Source organism: Lacinutrix sp. (genome assembly GCF_023299985.1).
In the GTDB taxonomy this organism is placed as follows: Bacteria; Bacteroidota; Bacteroidia; order Flavobacteriales; family Flavobacteriaceae; genus Lacinutrix.
Map to the genome: position 1 here is coordinate 1 of NZ_JALZVX010000078.1, position 16,856 is coordinate 16,856.

Annotated in this window: 14 protein-coding genes; 7 read left to right on the plus strand and 7 right to left on the minus strand. The window is 32.5% G+C overall.

The features are described 5' to 3' along the window. From Q0C58_RS03935 to panC, 7 genes are all read right to left on the minus strand, one after another. A partial coding sequence (locus tag Q0C58_RS03935) for a class I tRNA ligase family protein (protein ID WP_290697809.1) occupies nt 1-246 on the minus strand: 246 nt, incomplete at its 3' end. A 76-nt stretch (nt 247-322) separates the two neighbouring features. Then, entirely contained in the window at nt 323-610 is a 288-nt protein-coding gene (locus Q0C58_RS03940) for a T6SS immunity protein Tdi1 domain-containing protein (protein ID WP_290697812.1), read from the minus strand. Nucleotides 611-767: 157 nt separating this feature from the next. Next, a complete protein-coding gene (gene radA, locus Q0C58_RS03945; RefSeq protein WP_290697815.1) occupies nt 768-2,126 on the minus strand; it encodes a DNA repair protein RadA in 1,359 nt (452 codons plus the stop codon). Between the two features lie 75 nt (nt 2,127-2,201). Then, complete coding sequence (locus Q0C58_RS03950; protein WP_290697818.1) at nt 2,202-3,347, minus strand: alpha/beta hydrolase-fold protein; 1,146 nt, start codon at nt 3,345-3,347, stop codon at nt 2,202-2,204. Between the two features lie 36 nt (nt 3,348-3,383). After that, nucleotides 3,384-4,337, minus strand: a complete 954-nt coding sequence (locus Q0C58_RS03955; protein WP_290697821.1) for a lysylphosphatidylglycerol synthase transmembrane domain-containing protein — start codon at nt 4,335-4,337, stop codon at nt 3,384-3,386. 6 nt (nt 4,338-4,343) lie between these two features. Next, nucleotides 4,344-4,694: an aspartate 1-decarboxylase gene (gene panD, locus Q0C58_RS03960; RefSeq protein WP_290697824.1), complete on the minus strand. Its 351-nt coding sequence runs from the start codon at nt 4,692-4,694 to the stop codon at nt 4,344-4,346. A gap of 13 nt (nt 4,695-4,707) precedes the next feature. Then, the gene (gene panC, locus Q0C58_RS03965; protein WP_290697827.1) at nt 4,708-5,556 is read right to left on the minus strand and encodes a pantoate--beta-alanine ligase; all 849 of its coding nucleotides are present in this window, start codon (nt 5,554-5,556) and stop codon (nt 4,708-4,710) included. A 199-nt stretch (nt 5,557-5,755) separates the two neighbouring features. Between panC and Q0C58_RS03970 the strand changes: the two genes are divergently transcribed. From Q0C58_RS03970 to Q0C58_RS04000, 7 genes are all read left to right on the plus strand, one after another. After that, on the plus strand, nt 5,756-6,562 hold the full coding sequence (locus tag Q0C58_RS03970) for a glycogen/starch synthase (RefSeq protein WP_290697830.1): 807 nt from the start codon (nt 5,756-5,758) through the stop codon (nt 6,560-6,562). Between the two features lie 20 nt (nt 6,563-6,582). After that, nucleotides 6,583-8,241, plus strand: a complete 1,659-nt coding sequence (locus Q0C58_RS03975; protein WP_290697833.1) for a DUF4270 domain-containing protein — start codon at nt 6,583-6,585, stop codon at nt 8,239-8,241. An 11-nt stretch (nt 8,242-8,252) separates the two neighbouring features. Continuing rightward, the gene (glmS, locus tag Q0C58_RS03980) at nt 8,253-10,100 is read left to right on the plus strand and encodes a glutamine--fructose-6-phosphate transaminase (isomerizing) (protein ID WP_290697836.1); all 1,848 of its coding nucleotides are present in this window, start codon (nt 8,253-8,255) and stop codon (nt 10,098-10,100) included. A gap of 196 nt (nt 10,101-10,296) precedes the next feature. Beyond that, entirely contained in the window at nt 10,297-13,059 is a 2,763-nt protein-coding gene (locus Q0C58_RS03985) for a TonB-dependent receptor (protein ID WP_290697839.1), read from the plus strand. A gap of 2 nt (nt 13,060-13,061) precedes the next feature. Further along, nucleotides 13,062-14,672, plus strand: coding sequence for a G-D-S-L family lipolytic protein (locus Q0C58_RS03990; protein ID WP_290697842.1), 1,611 nt, complete (start codon nt 13,062-13,064; stop codon nt 14,670-14,672). Nucleotides 14,673-14,839: 167 nt separating this feature from the next. Then, on the plus strand, nt 14,840-16,348 hold the full coding sequence (atpD, locus tag Q0C58_RS03995; RefSeq protein WP_290697845.1) for a F0F1 ATP synthase subunit beta: 1,509 nt from the start codon (nt 14,840-14,842) through the stop codon (nt 16,346-16,348). A gap of 76 nt (nt 16,349-16,424) precedes the next feature. After that, nucleotides 16,425-16,718, plus strand: a complete 294-nt coding sequence (locus tag Q0C58_RS04000) for a F0F1 ATP synthase subunit epsilon (RefSeq protein ID WP_290697848.1) — start codon at nt 16,425-16,427, stop codon at nt 16,716-16,718. Nucleotides 16,719-16,856: the final 138 nt, after the last annotated feature.

A 16,856-nucleotide genomic window follows, 5' to 3' on the forward strand; every position in this document is an offset into this window, starting at 1 on the left:
CTTTACTTGGAAACCTTTCATGGTTTTGTAACGTGGAAAAATATCTTTTATAGCACGTGCTAAAACGTGGTGTACTCCTGGAAGACCGTTTGCCGAAGGAGGTCCTTCAAAAAACACGTATGGTTCTGCACCTTCTCGAGTAGATATACTCTTTTCGAAAATGTTATTTTCTTGCCAATACTTTAGAATTTCTTCTGCTACGTTGGGTAAGTTAAGTCCTTTATATTCAGGGAATCCTGCGCTCATTTTTTTTAATTTCTTATAAGAAAAGCGAAATTAAGGAATTTTGAGAAAAAAGTGTGGTTTAATTGAATGGAAATGGTTAATCTTCTATTTTCAATTCAAATTTTGCTCCATCTGGCAAATCTTTAATTTGTCTTGCTAAATTTCCACTAAAGGAGATCAATTCTATAAAAGATATTTTACCTAAATTTTCAGCCTCATATCTACCTCCTAGTACTCCTGCTAATTTCAGACAAAATTTTTCGTTTTCTTTTAATTCTCCTAAATAATCTTTTGAAAAACTTACTAGAGTTTTCATTTCCCAGTCTTCAACAAAACCTTTATCTCTTTTTAAGATTTCGTATTCAGTTAAATTATTAGATATCACAGAAAACTCTAATTCCTCAGGACAAATTCTACATATCTTCCCTTCTTCTGAAGAAAAAATAATGTTTCCAAAATCATTTATATCTAGAATTTTTTTTGGAATTTGTTTAGTCCAATTCCAGCTATCTTTGATTGTATCAATAATGATGTGATAATATTTAAACTATAAAATCCACCAAATCTTCAATCTTGGAAATCAATTGAATTTTTATTGTAGATTTTGTTAGTGAAATTTTGTTGTATTTTGAAACAAAAATGGTTGAAAACCCAAGTTTTTCAGCTTCAAGAATGCGTTGTTCAACACGCTGTACCGGTCTAATTTCACCGGACAATCCAACCTCAGCAGCAAAACAATAATTTGAAGGTAAAGCTTCATCTTCATTAGATGATAAAATGGCAGCAACAACTGCTAAATCTATCGCCGGATCATCTACTGTTATACCTCCTGTAATATTTAGAAAAACATCTTTTGCGCCTAATCGAAAACCTGCTCGTTTTTCTAAAACTGCCAATAGCATATTTAAGCGTTTAGCATTAAAACCTGTTGCGCTACGTTGTGGAGTGCCATAAACCGCTGTACTCACTAAGGCTTGCACTTCTATCATTAAAGGTCTTACTCCTTCTAAGGTTGCTGCAACTGCGTTACCAGAAAGTTCTTCATCCTTTTTAGAAATTAATATTTCGCTTGGATTACTTACTTCTCGTAATCCAGTACCTTGCATTTCATATATACCTAGTTCATGTGTTGAACCAAAACGATTTTTTTGTGCTCTTAAAATTCGAAATACATGATTGCGATCGCCTTCAAATTGCAAGACTGTATCCACCATATGTTCCAATATTTTTGGTCCAGCAATATTACCATCTTTAGTAATATGACCAATTAAAACAACAGGAGTATTGGTTTCTTTAGCAAATTTTATAAGCTCTGTAGTGCATTCTTTTACTTGTGAAATACTTCCGCTTGAAGATTCGATATAATCACTATGCAATGTTTGAATAGAATCTATAATTACAATATCTGGCTCTAAAGCTTCGATTTGCTTAAATATATTTTGTGTTTTTGTTTCCGTTAGAATATAACAACTCTCATTATTTGGGTTAATACGTTCGGCACGCATTTTTATTTGCTTCTGGCTTTCTTCACCTGAGACATACAACGTTTTGTAGGGTAGTTTTAAAGAAATTTGAAGCAATAAAGTACTCTTTCCTATTCCTGGTTCGCCTCCTAAAAGTGTTAAAGATCCTGGAACAATACCACCTCCTAAAACACGGTTAAATTCACTGTCAAGCGTGTCTAGCCTTGCTTCCTTAGAGCCATCAATTTGTTTAATGGTTAAAGGTTTAGAAATACGTTTGTTTGTGTTTGAAGGTGTTTTCCATTCGCTCTTTTCTGGCTTTTGAACAACCTCTTCTACAATAGTATTCCATTCTTTACATGCTGTGCATTGTCCTTGCCATTTAGAATATTGTGTACCACAACTCTGACAAAAAAAAGTAGTTTTAACTTTAGCCATGTTCACTTTCCGAAGTATCGGAAATCTCTTTAATTTAATTAATTATTTCTTCCACGAAAGCGAAAGCTTATTTTATTAGTAACCAAAATCGGCTTTAATTTGTTCTGCTAATTCTAGAACCTGATCTTTAGTAATGCCTCCAATTTCTTCTAATACATAAGCAGATTGGTAAGTTTTCATAGCTTTTTTAGCTTCTCCTGTTTCTTCGAAAAAGCGCCCTAAATAGTAGTTGCCTAATAAAGTATTTGGATATTGTTTTCTTGCTAACTTCCCAAGAGACTCGTAATATTCAAACTTTTTAGATTTATTTATTGCAGCAGCAATGGCTCTAAAATCGTTGATTAATATTTGTTTTTTTATACCGAAAAGATCTTCGATAGTTTCATATTTTTCGGTTAAATAATCGACAGGCGAAGTATCTAATTTTATAATGGTTTCACTATATTCTTTTTTAGAAATTGGTCTAAAAACAAAGAAAATATTTTCTAATGCCTTTGGTATTGCATGAGCTGGAAGTGAGTAATGTGATGGTCCTTCAAAATTATCAAAAGTACTTAAAACACTTTTATTATCTATTCCTTTTATAGCTGTGTTTAAAGCTTCAGTTTGTGTTTTTATAGCTTTAACATCATTACTAGATGTTGCTAAATAGTAAAATGTTTTTGTTGTTATATTAGGAAGCCTTTCAGTTAAAAAAGTTTTCATGTCTGGAGCCAAATCTGGACTTAAACTAACGTATGCATTAAATAACGGAATTTCTTTAAGTAAATAATAGTTAATAAAGTTTGCTGTAATACCATGACCAACTGCAACTTTAAATTTTTCTGTTCTGTAGGTTTTCTCTATATATGGAATAAGTTCTTGACCTATAAAGTCGAAAAAAGAAGCTCCTGTCTCTATTGGTAGAGAGTTTTGTTGGGAGTACGTAGTGTCGTCCTCTCGTTTGTCGAATTGATTAACACCAACTACTATTGCTTCTGGAATATCTTCCCAATATGCTGCATATTCTACATTTCCTGCAACTATCTCAAACATATAATCACCGTCTAAAACTACAATTATTGGGTAGCTTTTATCGCTAGAATCGTAACTTCTAGGTAATTGAATTTTAATTTCTCTTGGTTCTCCTAGTTTTTCGGAATTAAAGTTTTTGTATGTTACTTGTGCTCCAATAATTTGAATTGAAAAAAATGTAATTAAAAGGTATATAAAACGTGTCATAGTAGGAAATATAAAATTAAAAATGCAATGTACAAATTATTTCTTTCTATTATAAATAGGAAGAAAAATGAAAGATAATGTGCCAAATATAATTATCATTATGGTTTGCGAGGTCCACATAATCCACCCAAATGCTAAACTTGGTACAGAGGCAATACCAAAAACTCCAAAAGCTTTCATCACTGCAACTGGATATACAAATATACCTCCATTTGTTGCTGCAATTGTGAAACTTGCTGCTATAAAAGCAACCAATATAGCACCAATAGTAATATTATTTAAATCCGGCAATGCAAACGTGGTAACATAAAACATGAGCACGTACATAAACCAAATAAACAATGTGTGGAATATAAATTTCCATTTGTGTTTCATATTAAAAATACTTAAAACACCTTCTAATAAACCAAACAAGAATCCTTTAATTTTTAATGCTAATTTAGATTGGCTCTTTTTTAAAATTATAAAAATTATACCAAAAAATAGTAATCCTAAAACTGCAAGTAAGATGAATCTCTTAGAATCTATAGATTTTGATAATAAGGTATATATATAATCAAATTGAATTACTAATGTAAAGCCAATGATACCAAGCATTACCAATAAATCGGCCATACGCTCTGCAACAATAGTTCCAAAACTTTTTTGGAATGGAACACCCTCATAGTTAGTTAACACAGCGGCTCTTAAAACTTCTCCAGATCTTGGTATTCCATAATTAGCTAAATAGGTTATAAATACAGCCATTATACTATTTGGAAATCTAAGGCTATAACCCATAGGTTGTAAAAGATATTTCCATCTATACGCTCTGGATACATGACTTAATAAACCAAAGAAAACACCTAATAAAATCCACCAATAATTAGCAGATTTAAAATATGGAATAATGTCTCCTACAGGTAATCGCGTAAAGGTGTACCAGCCAAAACAGATAGCCAATAAAAAAGGAAGACCAATTTTGAGAGCTTTCTTGGTGGAGTTATTCAACGTAAATTATTTTAGTAAATTATTGGCTTCATTTGGAAACACTAATGATGGCTTAAACACCTTTGCTTCTTCAATATCCATAAAAGCGTAGGTAATAAGTATTAAAATATCGTCTTTGGCAACTAATCTTGAAGCTGCGCCATTTAAGGTTATTTCTCCACTTTTTCTTGGTCCAGGAATAGCATAGGTTTCTAAACGTGCGCCATTATTATTGTTTACAATTTGAACTTTTTCGCCTTGTACAATATTTGCAGCATCCATTAAATCTTCATCGATAGTAATACTACCAATATAATTAAGGTCTGCTCCTGTTACTTTTACTCTGTGAATTTTAGATTTTACTACTTGTATTTGCATGGTACAAAGGTAATTAATTTAGTGCTATATTATCTATTAATCTAATGTCATCTGCATAAGCAGCAACAAACGCACGATAGGTTTTTAATTTAGATTTTCTTTTAACGGTTTTTAAGGTTGTAACCTCTGCAATATTAAAATATTCAAGTTCTAAAAATTTATTTTCTGCAAATTGTTTCTCAACCCATTCTGTTACTTGTTTAGCACTTTTTGTGCCAAATTTTTCTTTAGCGGCTTTTAATGTTTTAAATATAAAAGGTGCAGCTTTTATATAGTCTGGTTTTAATCTTGTATTTCTAGAGCTATAAGCCAACCCGTTTTCCTCTCTAAAAATTTCACAACCATTCACTTTTACTGGTAAGTTATATTTTTGAGCTAATTTTTTAATAATTGCTAATTGCTGAAAGTCTTTTTCTCCAAAATAGGCATTGTTTGGTGTAACTATTTCAAAAAGTTTCTTAACAATAGTACCTACACCATCAAAATGACCTTTTCTAAACTTGCCTTCCATTTCGAATTCTAATCCATCAAAGTTAAAGCTTTCTGCTTTGGTATTACCTTGGTAAATATCTTCTACACTTGGCGCATAAACTAAAATAGTTTTTGAAACTGTTTCTAAAAGCGCAACATCACTTTTTAATGTTCTTGGGTATTTTTTTAAGTCTTGATCGTTATCAAACTGTGTAGGATTTACAAAAACACTAACAACACAAACATCATTTTCTTGCAAAGCTTTTTCAACTAAAGATAAGTGTCCATTATGCAATGCTCCCATAGTTGGAACAAAACCAAAAGTTATTCCTTTTGCCTTTTTCTTAGAAATATGGTCTTGAATTTCTGATTTATTGGTAAAAATTGTCATTTTTTAATATAAAATTAACGCTTGCAAACTTAAGATATTAGTCGCAATCTGCATAAAATTTTGTACTTTTGCTTGTTTTTAATTTCATTTTTATTGTTGAAGTACTTTTAATATTTATCATCTATAAAATATAGAAACATAAAAACTGAAGGTTAAACAAAAACTAATCTAATCATTATTAATCGTTTAAATATAACTTATGAAAGATAAGAGAATATTATATGTGTCGTCTGAGGTTGTGCCATATTTACCTGAAACTGAGATTTCTTCAATGTCGTTCGAAACTCCAAGAATGGTAAACCAACAAGGTGGACAAATTAGAATATTCATGCCTAGATATGGAAATATTAACGAAAGAAGACACCAATTACATGAGGTAATTAGGCTTTCTGGAATTAATTTAGTTATTAACGATTTAGATATGCCACTTATTATCAAAGTAGCATCTATACCAAAAGAGCGCATACAAGTTTATTTTATAGATAACGATGAGTACTTTAAAAGAAAAGCGACATTAACAGATGAGGATGGAAAATTATTTCCAGATAACGATGAACGTGCTATTTTCTTTGCTAAAGGTGTTATAGAAACTGTTAAAAAATTAAACTGGTCTCCAGATATTATTCACGTTCATGGATGGCTTGCAGCCTTGTTACCACTATACCTAAAGCAGTTTTATAAAGATGAACCATTATTTAACGAAAGTAAAATTGTTACTTCGGTTTACAATCAAAGCTTTGAAAACACGTTAAACAAAGACCTTATTAACAAAGTAGCTTTCGATAATATAGATAAAGACGCTTTAAAAACGTTAGAAGAGCCTACTTATAATAATTTAATGAAAGTAGCTATAGATAACTCAGATGCTTTAATAGTGGGATCTCAAGAAATCCCTAAAGAGTTAGAGGATTATTTAGAAAAAACAGGTAAACCTGTTTTAGAATACAAAGAAAAAGACGAGTTTGCTGAAGCATATACAAACTTTTATAATGAAAGTGTTTTATAACACACGAAGAAGAAAATTTTATGAAAAAAACGATTAAGAGCCTCAAGTTTATTGCTTTACTTGGCTTAATTTTAGTAATCTCAATATCTTGTGACAATGATTTTAGTAATATTGAAAGTAATATTCAGGGCATAAAAAACTTTGAATCTAAAAGTAAACTATTTCCATTTGTTACAAAGACTAAAAACTTTACACCTTTTACACCTGTTGGAAGTAATGACGAAGTAGGAGTACAAACAAGTAATTTAAATGGTAACCTTTTTGGTGTTTATACAGATCCAACAAATGGTTTTGGAACCACAGTAGCTAGCGTTACAGGTCAGGTTGTACCAGCCACATTTAATCCAGATTTTGGAGACAGTAATAGACAGGTTGAGTCTGTATTCCTAAACATCCCTTATTTTGCTAGTATAGAAAGCACAGACGAAGATGGTGCTAATACTTATAAGTTAGACTCCTTAATTGGTGCTGCTGATCAGGAATTTAAGCTAACTATTTATAGAAACAATTTTACAATTAGAGATTTAGATCCTAATACAAATTTTCTAAGTCCACAATGCTACTATTCTAATCAAGGAGATTTGTTTGAGGCTAATGCAGATTTATTATACACCGATGAAGCATTTAAAATAAATGCAGACGAGTTTACAACTACGCAACTAGTAGATGGTGAAACTATAACAGAACGTTTTCCTCCCGGAATAAGAATTGATTTAATAAAATCTAACCCAAACGATACAGAAGGTAATAGAACCTTTTGGGAAGATATATTTTTTGCAAACCAAGGCAACGCAGTATTGAGCACAAGAAGTAATTTCAAAGATTTTTTTAAAGGGTTAATTATTAAAGTTGAACCTTTAGCAAGTAATCCTGAAAGCAGTATTACCTACTTAAATTTTAATGCAGCAAATGTTGTTTTTGATTATACAAATCAAGAAGAAATAGACGCAGTTGAAACTTTTACAGGTCTAGAAGAAACTGCTTACAACTTAGATTTTAACCAGAATATCGTTAATACTTATAATCAAATTGATATTGAAGATCATAATGGAGACGAAGACAACTTGTACTTAAAAGGAACAGATGGTTCTATCGCTGAATTGGAATTGTTTTCTGGAACTATTGAAAATGAAGAAGGTGAATTAGTACCAAGTTTAGATTTTTTTACTAGTAGAAAAGATAAATGGTTAATTAACGAAGCTAATTTGGTTTTTTATGTAAACCAAAATCTTGTAGATGGTGATGGAACAAACGAACCAAACCGTTTAACACTTTATGATTTAAAAAACAACACACCAATTATAGATTATTTCTTAGATGGATCTACAAATATTAATGAACCAACTTTATCGAAAACAATCTTTTCAGAGGTATTAGAAAGAGACAACGATAACAAAGGTGTAAAATATAAAATTAGATTAACGTCTCACATTACTAATATTTTACAAAATGATTCTACAAATGTTAAATTAGGTTTATTTATTGCTAATAATGTCAATAATTTAGTACTAGCTAAAGTTCAAGGAAGAAATAGTGATAATGATGACAACACTATAGACGTTGTTCCTAACACAAGTATCTTAAGCCCTAAAGCAACTATTTTACATGGTTTTGACGATAACATTAACACGCCATTGAGAGCAGAATTTGAAATTTTTTATACAGAACCAGAAAATTAATTTATATATATATGTGTGGTATAGTTGGCTATATTGGTAAAAGAGAAGCTTACCCTATTATTCTTGAGGGTTTAAAAAGACTAGAATATAGAGGCTACGATAGTGCAGGAATCGCTTTGTACGATGGTGAAAATTTAAAACTATCTAAAACCAAAGGTAAAGTTGCAGATTTAGAAAATAAAATTACTAAAGAGATATCTCTTAACGGATCAGTTGGAATAGGTCACACACGTTGGGCAACACATGGTGTGCCAAACGATGTTAATTCTCATCCCCATTATTCTAATTCTGGAGATTTGGTAATTATTCATAATGGAATTATTGAAAATTATGCTTCCATTAAAGAAGAGTTAATAAAAAGAGGATACTCTTTCTCTTCTGATACTGATACTGAAGTATTAATCAACCTTATTGAAGACGTTAAAAAGAACGAAAAAGTAAAACTTGGAAAAGCAGTACAAATAGCATTAAACCAGGTTGTTGGCGCATATGCTATTGCGGTTTTCGACAAAAATAAACCAGACGAAATAGTTGTAGCAAAATTAGGAAGCCCACTTGCTATTGGTGTAGGAGATAACGAATTTTTTATTGCTAGTGACGCTACACCATTTTTAGAATACACTAAAAAAGCTATTTATCTAGAAGATGAAGAAATGGCAATTGTACGTCTAAAAAAGGGTATAAAAATTAGAAAAATTAAAGACGATTCTTTAGTAGCACCTTATATACAAGAACTTCAACTTAACTTAGAACAAATAGTAAAAGGTGGTTACGATCATTTTATGCTTAAAGAAATACACGAACAACCAGAAGCTATAAAAGACACCTATCGTGGAAGATTAAATGTAAAAGAAGGCTTAATAAGAATGGCTGGAATAGACGATAATCTCGAACATATTCTTAATGCTAATAGAATTATTGTTATTGCTTGTGGTACATCTTGGCACGCAGGTTTGGTTGCAGAATATATATTTGAAGACTTAGCTAGAATTCCTGTAGAAGTTGAATATGCTTCAGAATTTAGATATAGAAATCCAATAATTACAGAAAAAGACGTAGTTATTGCCATATCACAATCCGGGGAGACTGCAGATACGTTAGCTGCAATAAAATTAGCTAAATCTAAAGGTGCATTTGTATTTGGTGTTTGTAATGTTGTTGGCTCTTCCATAGCCAGAGAAACACATGCTGGAGCTTATACTCATGCAGGACCAGAAATAGGTGTAGCATCTACAAAGGCTTTCACTACTCAAATAACAGTTTTAACATTAATTGCTTTAAAATTAGCAAAAGAGAAAGGTACTATTTCTAAGTCAGATTTTCAACTTCATTTACAAGAACTACAACTTATCCCAGACAAAGTTAAAAAAGCTTTGTTGCAAGATGAACACATAAAAACAGTAGCTAAAATTTATAAAGATGCTAAAAACTGTTTGTATTTAGGTCGCGGCTTTAATTTTCCAGTTGCTTTAGAAGGCGCTTTAAAACTTAAAGAAATCTCTTATATTCATGCTGAGGGTTATCCTGCTGCAGAAATGAAACATGGACCTATTGCTTTAATCGATGAGCAAATGCCTGTTTTCGTTATAGCAACAAAAAGAGGACATTACGAAAAAGTAGTTAGTAATGTTCAAGAAATAAAGTCTCGTAAAGGAAAAATTATTGGTATTGTTACTGAAGGAGATAAAGACGTTAAAAATCTAGCAGACCATGTAATTGAAGTACCAGAAACGTTAGAATCTTTAACACCTTTATTAACAACAATACCACTACAGTTGTTATCCTATCACATTGCTGTAATGCTTGAAAAAAATGTCGATCAACCTAGAAATCTGGCAAAATCTGTAACCGTAGAATAACGTTCCTGCTACACTTAAGGTTACCATTTTAAATTATTAAATACTTAAAAATCACCATCTTTTTTATTAATTACATAAAAAAAGATAGAGATTTTTAAGTATTTTTTTATTATGCACGCATAATTTTGTTAACTTTTTATTAAGATATACTTAAAAAACGTATCTTGGCTTTTATAAAATTAACTAAATCTAAAAAATGAAAACAATCTTATCAATTGTATTGTCTTTCTGTTGCACACTTATATTTGCACAGACCACACTAACAGGTACTGTTACAGACAATAACGGCTTACCTATTCCTGGTGCAAATGTTATTGTTACTGGTACATCTTCAGGAAATGTAAGTGATTTTGATGGTAAATTTACTTTAAAAACAGACAGCAATCCTCCATTTTCTATACAAGCTAGTAGTGTTGGTTTTTCTACAGAAGTAATAAATGTTACTTCAAAAAATGAAACAATAAATTTCGTTCTTCAAGAAGGAAGTATTCTTGATGAAGTAGTGCTATCTGCTTCTAGAACTCCAGAACGTATTTTTGAATCTCCTGTAACTGTAGAACGTTTTGGTATTAAAGAAATAAAAAATACTGCGTCTGCAGATTTCTATGGTGGACTAGAAAACCTAAAAGGTGTAGATGTTAACACAAATAGTTTAACGTTTAAGTCTGTAAATACACGTGGTTTTGCAACGTTTGCAAACACAAGGTTTATGCAACTAGTAGATGGGATGGACAACTCTACTCCTGCTTTAAATTTCCCGATTGGTAATTTAGTAGGTATGATTGAAACGGATGTTCAAAGTATAGAATTATTACCTGGTGCATCTTCTGCTTTATATGGAGCAAACGCATTTAATGGTATCTTATTTATGAGAAGTAAGAATCCTTTTGACCATCAAGGTATTAGTGTTTCACTTAAAAGAGGTGTCACTTCTCAAGAGGCTTCTGGAACTAATGCTTATACAGATGTTGGCCTAAGAATGGCACATCAATTCTCAAATAAATTTGCTGTAAAAGTAAACTTTGGTTATTTAAAAGGAACGGATTGGGCTGCAACAAGCGAAGTAGATAAAATAGATCCAACTAGAACACGTTCTAATACTAATTACGATGGTATTAATGTTTATGGTGATGAAGTGTCAACAAATATAAGAGCAGCATCAGGATTAGGTGTTATACCAGATGTAGTAGTTAGTAGAACTGGTTATAATGAGCGTGATTTAACAGACTACAACGCAGAAAACATTAAAGCAGATTGGGGATTTTACTTTAGACCTATAGAAGATAATAGTTTAGAGATATCTTATGTAGGTAAAATAGGAACAGGTTCTACAATCTATCAAGGAACTAACAGATATAACATAGATGGTTTCTTTCAACAACAACACAAATTAGAAGTTAAAAACGATAACTTCTTTGTTAGAGCATACGAAGTCGCAGATAAAGCTGGAGATTCTTACGATATGGTTTTTACAGGAATAAACATTAACAGAGCTTGGAAAAGTGATGAAGACTGGTTTGGTGATTATATTGCTACGTATGCTGGTATAGAATTATCAGGAAACCCAACTGGTTTAACAACACAACAAAAGCATGATGCAGCAAGAGCAACAGCAGACACTGGTCGCTTTTTACCAGGATCTGCAGAGTACCAAACTGCGTTTGATGCTAGTATAGTTAACCCAGATTTATCTGTAGGCTCAAGATTTCAAGACGCATCAAAATACTTTCATAGTGATGCTAATTATAATTTTAGTCATTTAACAGATGCCGCAGACATACAATTAGGAGGATCTTACAGACAATATACATTAGACTCTGGCGGAACTATTTATACAGATTTAAATGGCCCTATAAGATATTCTGAATATGGAGTTTACGCACAGGTTCAAAAAGACTTCGAAGTTAGCGAAGACATGAAGCTAAAGCTAACTGGATCTGCTCGTTATGACAAGTCTGAGTTTTTTGATGGATTTGTTTCTCCAAGATTATCTGCAGGTTTAACAGTAAACAGAAACCATAACATTAGAGCTTCTGTACAAACAGGTTTTAGAAACCCAACAACTCAAGATTTATTTATTGGCTTAGATGCAGGTAGAGCAGTTTTAGTCGGTTCGGCTCCAGATAATTTAGAACGATACACTAGAGATTACGATATAAGTACAGTAGGACAAACAACCTTTGGTCAAGCAGCAACAGTTACACAAACTGGAACAGCTGCTTATACCAATTCTTATTCTGCAAGTTCTGTTCAAGCTTTTGCAGTAGCTGGTGATGCCTCTTTATTAACTATAGCGAATCCTGATATAATTAAACCAGAGCAAGTAACTTCTGCTGAAATTGGTTATAGAGGTAAATTCAATAAAATAATTGTAGATTTTAGCACTTATTATAATAATTACGAAGACTTTATTTCTCAAGAAGTAGTTATTGCACCATTATATGGTACAGTAGGAGATGGAGGTTTATCTATTGCAGCATTAGCAAATGGAGACTCTCAAGCTTACAGCACTTTTACAAACTCAGAAGTTGACGTAAACTCTTATGGCGCATCTATTGGTTTGTCTACAAAAGTATTAAATGGCTTTGATTTAGGTGGTAGTTATACATATACTAAATTAGACTTCGATCAAGCTTCAGATCCAGATTTAATGACAAACTTTAACACACCAGAACATAAGTTTAAAGCCTCTTTTGGTCACACAGAAGTAGTTAAAAACGTTGGTTTTAACCTAACATACAGATTTAGTGATGATTATTTCTGGGAAGCAACTTTTGGAAGCGGTATCGTTCCAGAATTTCATGTCTTAGATGCGCAAGTAAACTTTAAAGTACCAAGTTTAAAATCTGTAATAAAAGTTGGAGCTTCTAATCTTACAGGTTCGGAATACTTTACGGCATTTGGCACAGGATTTATAGGCTCTATATATTACGCATCATTAACAATTAATAACTTATAAAAATGAAGATATTTAAAAACTTAAAATATTTAGGACTTATTGCTTTAGCTATGGGTTTTACAGCATGTAATGATGAAGAAGATTTTGAAGAATTTTTAGACCAACCACCAATGGATGCGGTTGTACTTCCTGCATTAAATGCAGGTTCAGCAGATTTTTCAAATTACGTAGCATTAGGTGCTTCTTTTACAGCTGGATTTACAGATGGAGGATTATTTAAAGCTAGTCAAGAAGATTCTTTTCCAAATACAATAGCAAAACAATTTGCTAATGCAGGTGGCGGAACTTTTACGCAACCTTTAACAGCAGATAACTTTGGTGGCTTAGCCGTTGGAGGTAATAGAATACAAGAGCCAAGATTAGTATTTGGTGGTGCTGGACCAGTACCTTTAGAATCTATTATTGGACCTGTTACTGTGGGAACTGATTTATTAGCTCCTCCAACAGGGCCTTTTAATAATTTTGGAGTACCTGGAGCTAAAAGTTTTCATTTAGTTGCACCTGGATATGGTAGCTTAGCAAACCTTTCTGCTGGGTTAGCAAACCCTTATGCAGTTCGTTTAACTGGAGCTACTCCAAATGCATCGATTGTAGAATTAGCAGTGGCTCAAAACCCAACATTTTTTACTTTAAGTGAAATTGGAGGTAACGATGTTTTAGGTTATGCTACTACAGGTGGTGATGGTACAAACCTTATTACACCAACAGCTACTTTTGACTTTGTTTTAGATGCTATGGTAAACGCTTTAACAGCTAACCCTAACACTAAAGGCGCTATAGGTAATATACCAAATATTACAAGTCTAGCACACTTTACAACTGTACCATTTAATGCTCTAGATCCAAATGATGAGGATACAGGAGCCGCTTTTTTAGCTCAAGTACCAGTTTTAAATGCAACTTTCGCTCCATTAAATCAAGCCTTTGCCTTCTTAGGAATGCCAGAAAGAGCTATTATGTTTTCTGAAACAGAAGCTAGTCCATTAGTCATTCACGATGAAACTTTACCAAATATTCAAGCACAACTAAATGCTGTATTAATAGGTGGAGGATTGGATGCTCCTACTGCTGGAGTTTTATCTGCTCAATTTGCACAATCTAGACAAGCTACTCAAGCAGATTTATTTGTATTACCTAGCGCTTCTATAATTGCACAAGTTAATATAGATTACTTTACACAATTAGTAACAGCTGGAGTTCCAGCTGCAACGGCTGGACAATTATCTGTAAATGGTATTACTTTTCCTTTAGCAGATAAATGGGCATTATTGCCAAGCGAGCAGGCAGAAATTGCAGATGCAACTACAATATACAATAATTCAATTTCTAATATTGCTTCAAGTAAAGGCTTAGCTTTAGTAGATTTAAATACTATTTTAGCTCAGGCTGCTTCAAGTGGTATTCAGTTTAATGATTTTAATTTAACTACAAGTTTAGTAACTGGTGGATTAATTAGTTTAGATGGTATACATTTAACAGCTAGAGGTTCTGCTATAATGGCAAATTCTTTCTTAGATGCTATTGATACTACTTATGGATCTAACTTTAGAGCTTCAGGTAATGTAGCTAAAGCAGATGATTTTGGTGTAGCTTATTCGCCTTTATTACAATAATAGCAACAAAACAACATACTTAAAAACGTCTTCAAACTGAAGGCGTTTTTTTATGCTTAAAAAAGCTTTGAAAACAACTTTTTTTTTAAATTAAATCTCCTATCTTTGCACGCGAAAACCGAAGGTGTTTTCAAAAAAATAAATCGCATAATTTAAATAGATAAGTAATGTCAAAAGTTACAGGTAAAGTTGCACAAATAGTAGGTCCAGTAATCGATGTTGAATTCGGAGCTGGTTTTGAACTTCCAAAAATTTACGATTCATTAGAAATCAATAGACCTGACGGTTCTATTTTAGTACTAGAAGTACAATCTCACATTGGTGAAGATACAGTACGTACTATTGCTATGGACTCGTCTGATGGTTTAAGTAGAGGAACAGAAGTTAATGCTACTGGAGCTCCAATACAAATGCCTATTGGTGGAGATATTTACGGACGTCTATTTAATGTAATTGGTGATGCCATTGATGGTTTAGGAGATTTACCTAAAGCTGGTGATGCAGGCTTACCTATTCACAGAAGTGCACCTAAATTTGAAGATTTATCAACTTCTACAGAAGTTTTATTTACAGGTATTAAAGTAATCGATTTAATTGAGCCTTATGCAAAAGGTGGTAAAATTGGATTATTTGGTGGAGCTGGAGTAGGTAAAACAGTATTAATTCAAGAGTTAATTAACAATATTGCAAAAGGACACGGTGGACTTTCTGTATTCGCAGGAGTAGGAGAAAGAACACGTGAAGGAAACGATTTACTACGTGAAATGTTAGAGTCAGGAATTATCAAGTATGGTGATGACTTTATGCATTCTATGGAAGAAGGTGGTTGGGATCTTCAAAAAGTGGACAAAAATATAATGAAAGAGTCTAAGGCTACTTTCGTATTCGGACAAATGAATGAGCCACCTGGAGCACGTGCACGTGTTGCCTTATCTGGTTTAACAATTGCTGAATATTTTAGAGATGGAGCTGGAGATGGACAAGGAAAAGATGTACTTTTCTTCGTTGACAATATCTTCCGTTTTACTCAAGCAGGTTCTGAAGTATCAGCATTACTTGGTCGTATGCCATCTGCTGTAGGTTACCAACCTACTTTAGCAACAGAGATGGGAGCAATGCAAGAGCGTATTACTTCAACTAAAAAAGGTTCTATTACATCTGTACAAGCGGTTTACGTTCCTGCAGATGATTTAACAGATCCAGCACCAGCAACAACATTTGCTCATTTAGATGCAACAACAGTATTATCTCGTAAAATTGCAGAGTTAGGTATTTATCCTGCAGTAGATCCATTAGATTCTACTTCAAGAATTCTTACTGCAGATATTTTAGGTGATGAGCATTATGACTGTGCTCAGAGAGTTAAAGAGTTATTACAACGTTATAAAGAATTACAAGATATTATCGCCATTTTAGGTATGGAAGAATTATCTGAAGAAGATAAAATGGCTGTAGGTAGAGCTAGACGTGTACAACGTTTTTTATCTCAACCTTTTCATGTTGCTGAACAATTTACTGGCCTTAAAGGTGTTTTGGTAGATATTAAGGAAACTATAAAAGGATTTAACATGATTATGGATGGTGAGTTAGATCACTTACCAGAAGCAGCGTTTAACCTTAAAGGTTCTATTGAAGAAGCTATCGAGTCTGGAGAGAAAATGCTAGCAGAAGCGTAAATTAGTAAGCAGTACTCAGTATTCAGTCCTCAGTGTGGCTGCAAACTGTTAACTGCTGACTGCAAAATAAAAGAATATGTATTTAGAAATTGTATCACCAGAAGCAACCTTATTTAGTAGCGAAGTAGATGCTGTAATTGTACCAGGAGTTAATGGTGAGTTTCAGATGCTTAACAATCACGCAGCTATTGTTGCTGTATTAACAGAAGGAACTGTTAAGATAAACACACATACGCAAAGCAATATTGTGTTTGATGATCTAAACGCTAATGTTGTACCTCATCCAGATGACAATAAAGTATTGACAGTAAAAATCAATTCTGGAACACTAGAAATGAAAGATAATAAAGCTATTATTTTAGCTGATTAATTTTATAAAAAAACGCGAAACTAAAGTTTCGCGTTTTTTAGACACTATCCCAAAATCTGTGTAAGTTAAAAACTCAGGATTAAATTATTTATAGTTTAATCCTTTTTTCAAATATAGCTAAAAATTGATTTAGTATGA

Excerpts from the sequence above, each read along its gene's own strand:
- radA (WP_290697815.1), bottom strand. The coding sequence starts at position 2,126 with ATGGCTAAAGTTAAAACTACTTTTTTTTGTCAGAGTTGTGGTACACAA.
- Q0C58_RS03950 (WP_290697818.1), bottom strand. The coding sequence starts at position 3,347 with ATGACACGTTTTATATACCTTTTAATTACATTTTTTTCAATTCAAATT.
- panD (WP_290697824.1), bottom strand. The coding sequence starts at position 4,694 with ATGCAAATACAAGTAGTAAAATCTAAAATTCACAGAGTAAAAGTAACA.
- panC (WP_290697827.1), bottom strand. The coding sequence starts at position 5,556 with ATGACAATTTTTACCAATAAATCAGAAATTCAAGACCATATTTCTAAG.
- Q0C58_RS03970 (WP_290697830.1), top strand. The coding sequence starts at position 5,756 with ATGAAAGATAAGAGAATATTATATGTGTCGTCTGAGGTTGTGCCATAT.
- Q0C58_RS03975 (WP_290697833.1), top strand. The coding sequence starts at position 6,583 with ATGAAAAAAACGATTAAGAGCCTCAAGTTTATTGCTTTACTTGGCTTA.
- glmS (WP_290697836.1), top strand. The coding sequence starts at position 8,253 with ATGTGTGGTATAGTTGGCTATATTGGTAAAAGAGAAGCTTACCCTATT.
- Q0C58_RS03985 (WP_290697839.1), top strand. The coding sequence starts at position 10,297 with ATGAAAACAATCTTATCAATTGTATTGTCTTTCTGTTGCACACTTATA.
- Q0C58_RS03990 (WP_290697842.1), top strand. The coding sequence starts at position 13,062 with ATGAAGATATTTAAAAACTTAAAATATTTAGGACTTATTGCTTTAGCT.
- atpD (WP_290697845.1), top strand. The coding sequence starts at position 14,840 with ATGTCAAAAGTTACAGGTAAAGTTGCACAAATAGTAGGTCCAGTAATC.
- Q0C58_RS04000 (WP_290697848.1), top strand. The coding sequence starts at position 16,425 with ATGTATTTAGAAATTGTATCACCAGAAGCAACCTTATTTAGTAGCGAA.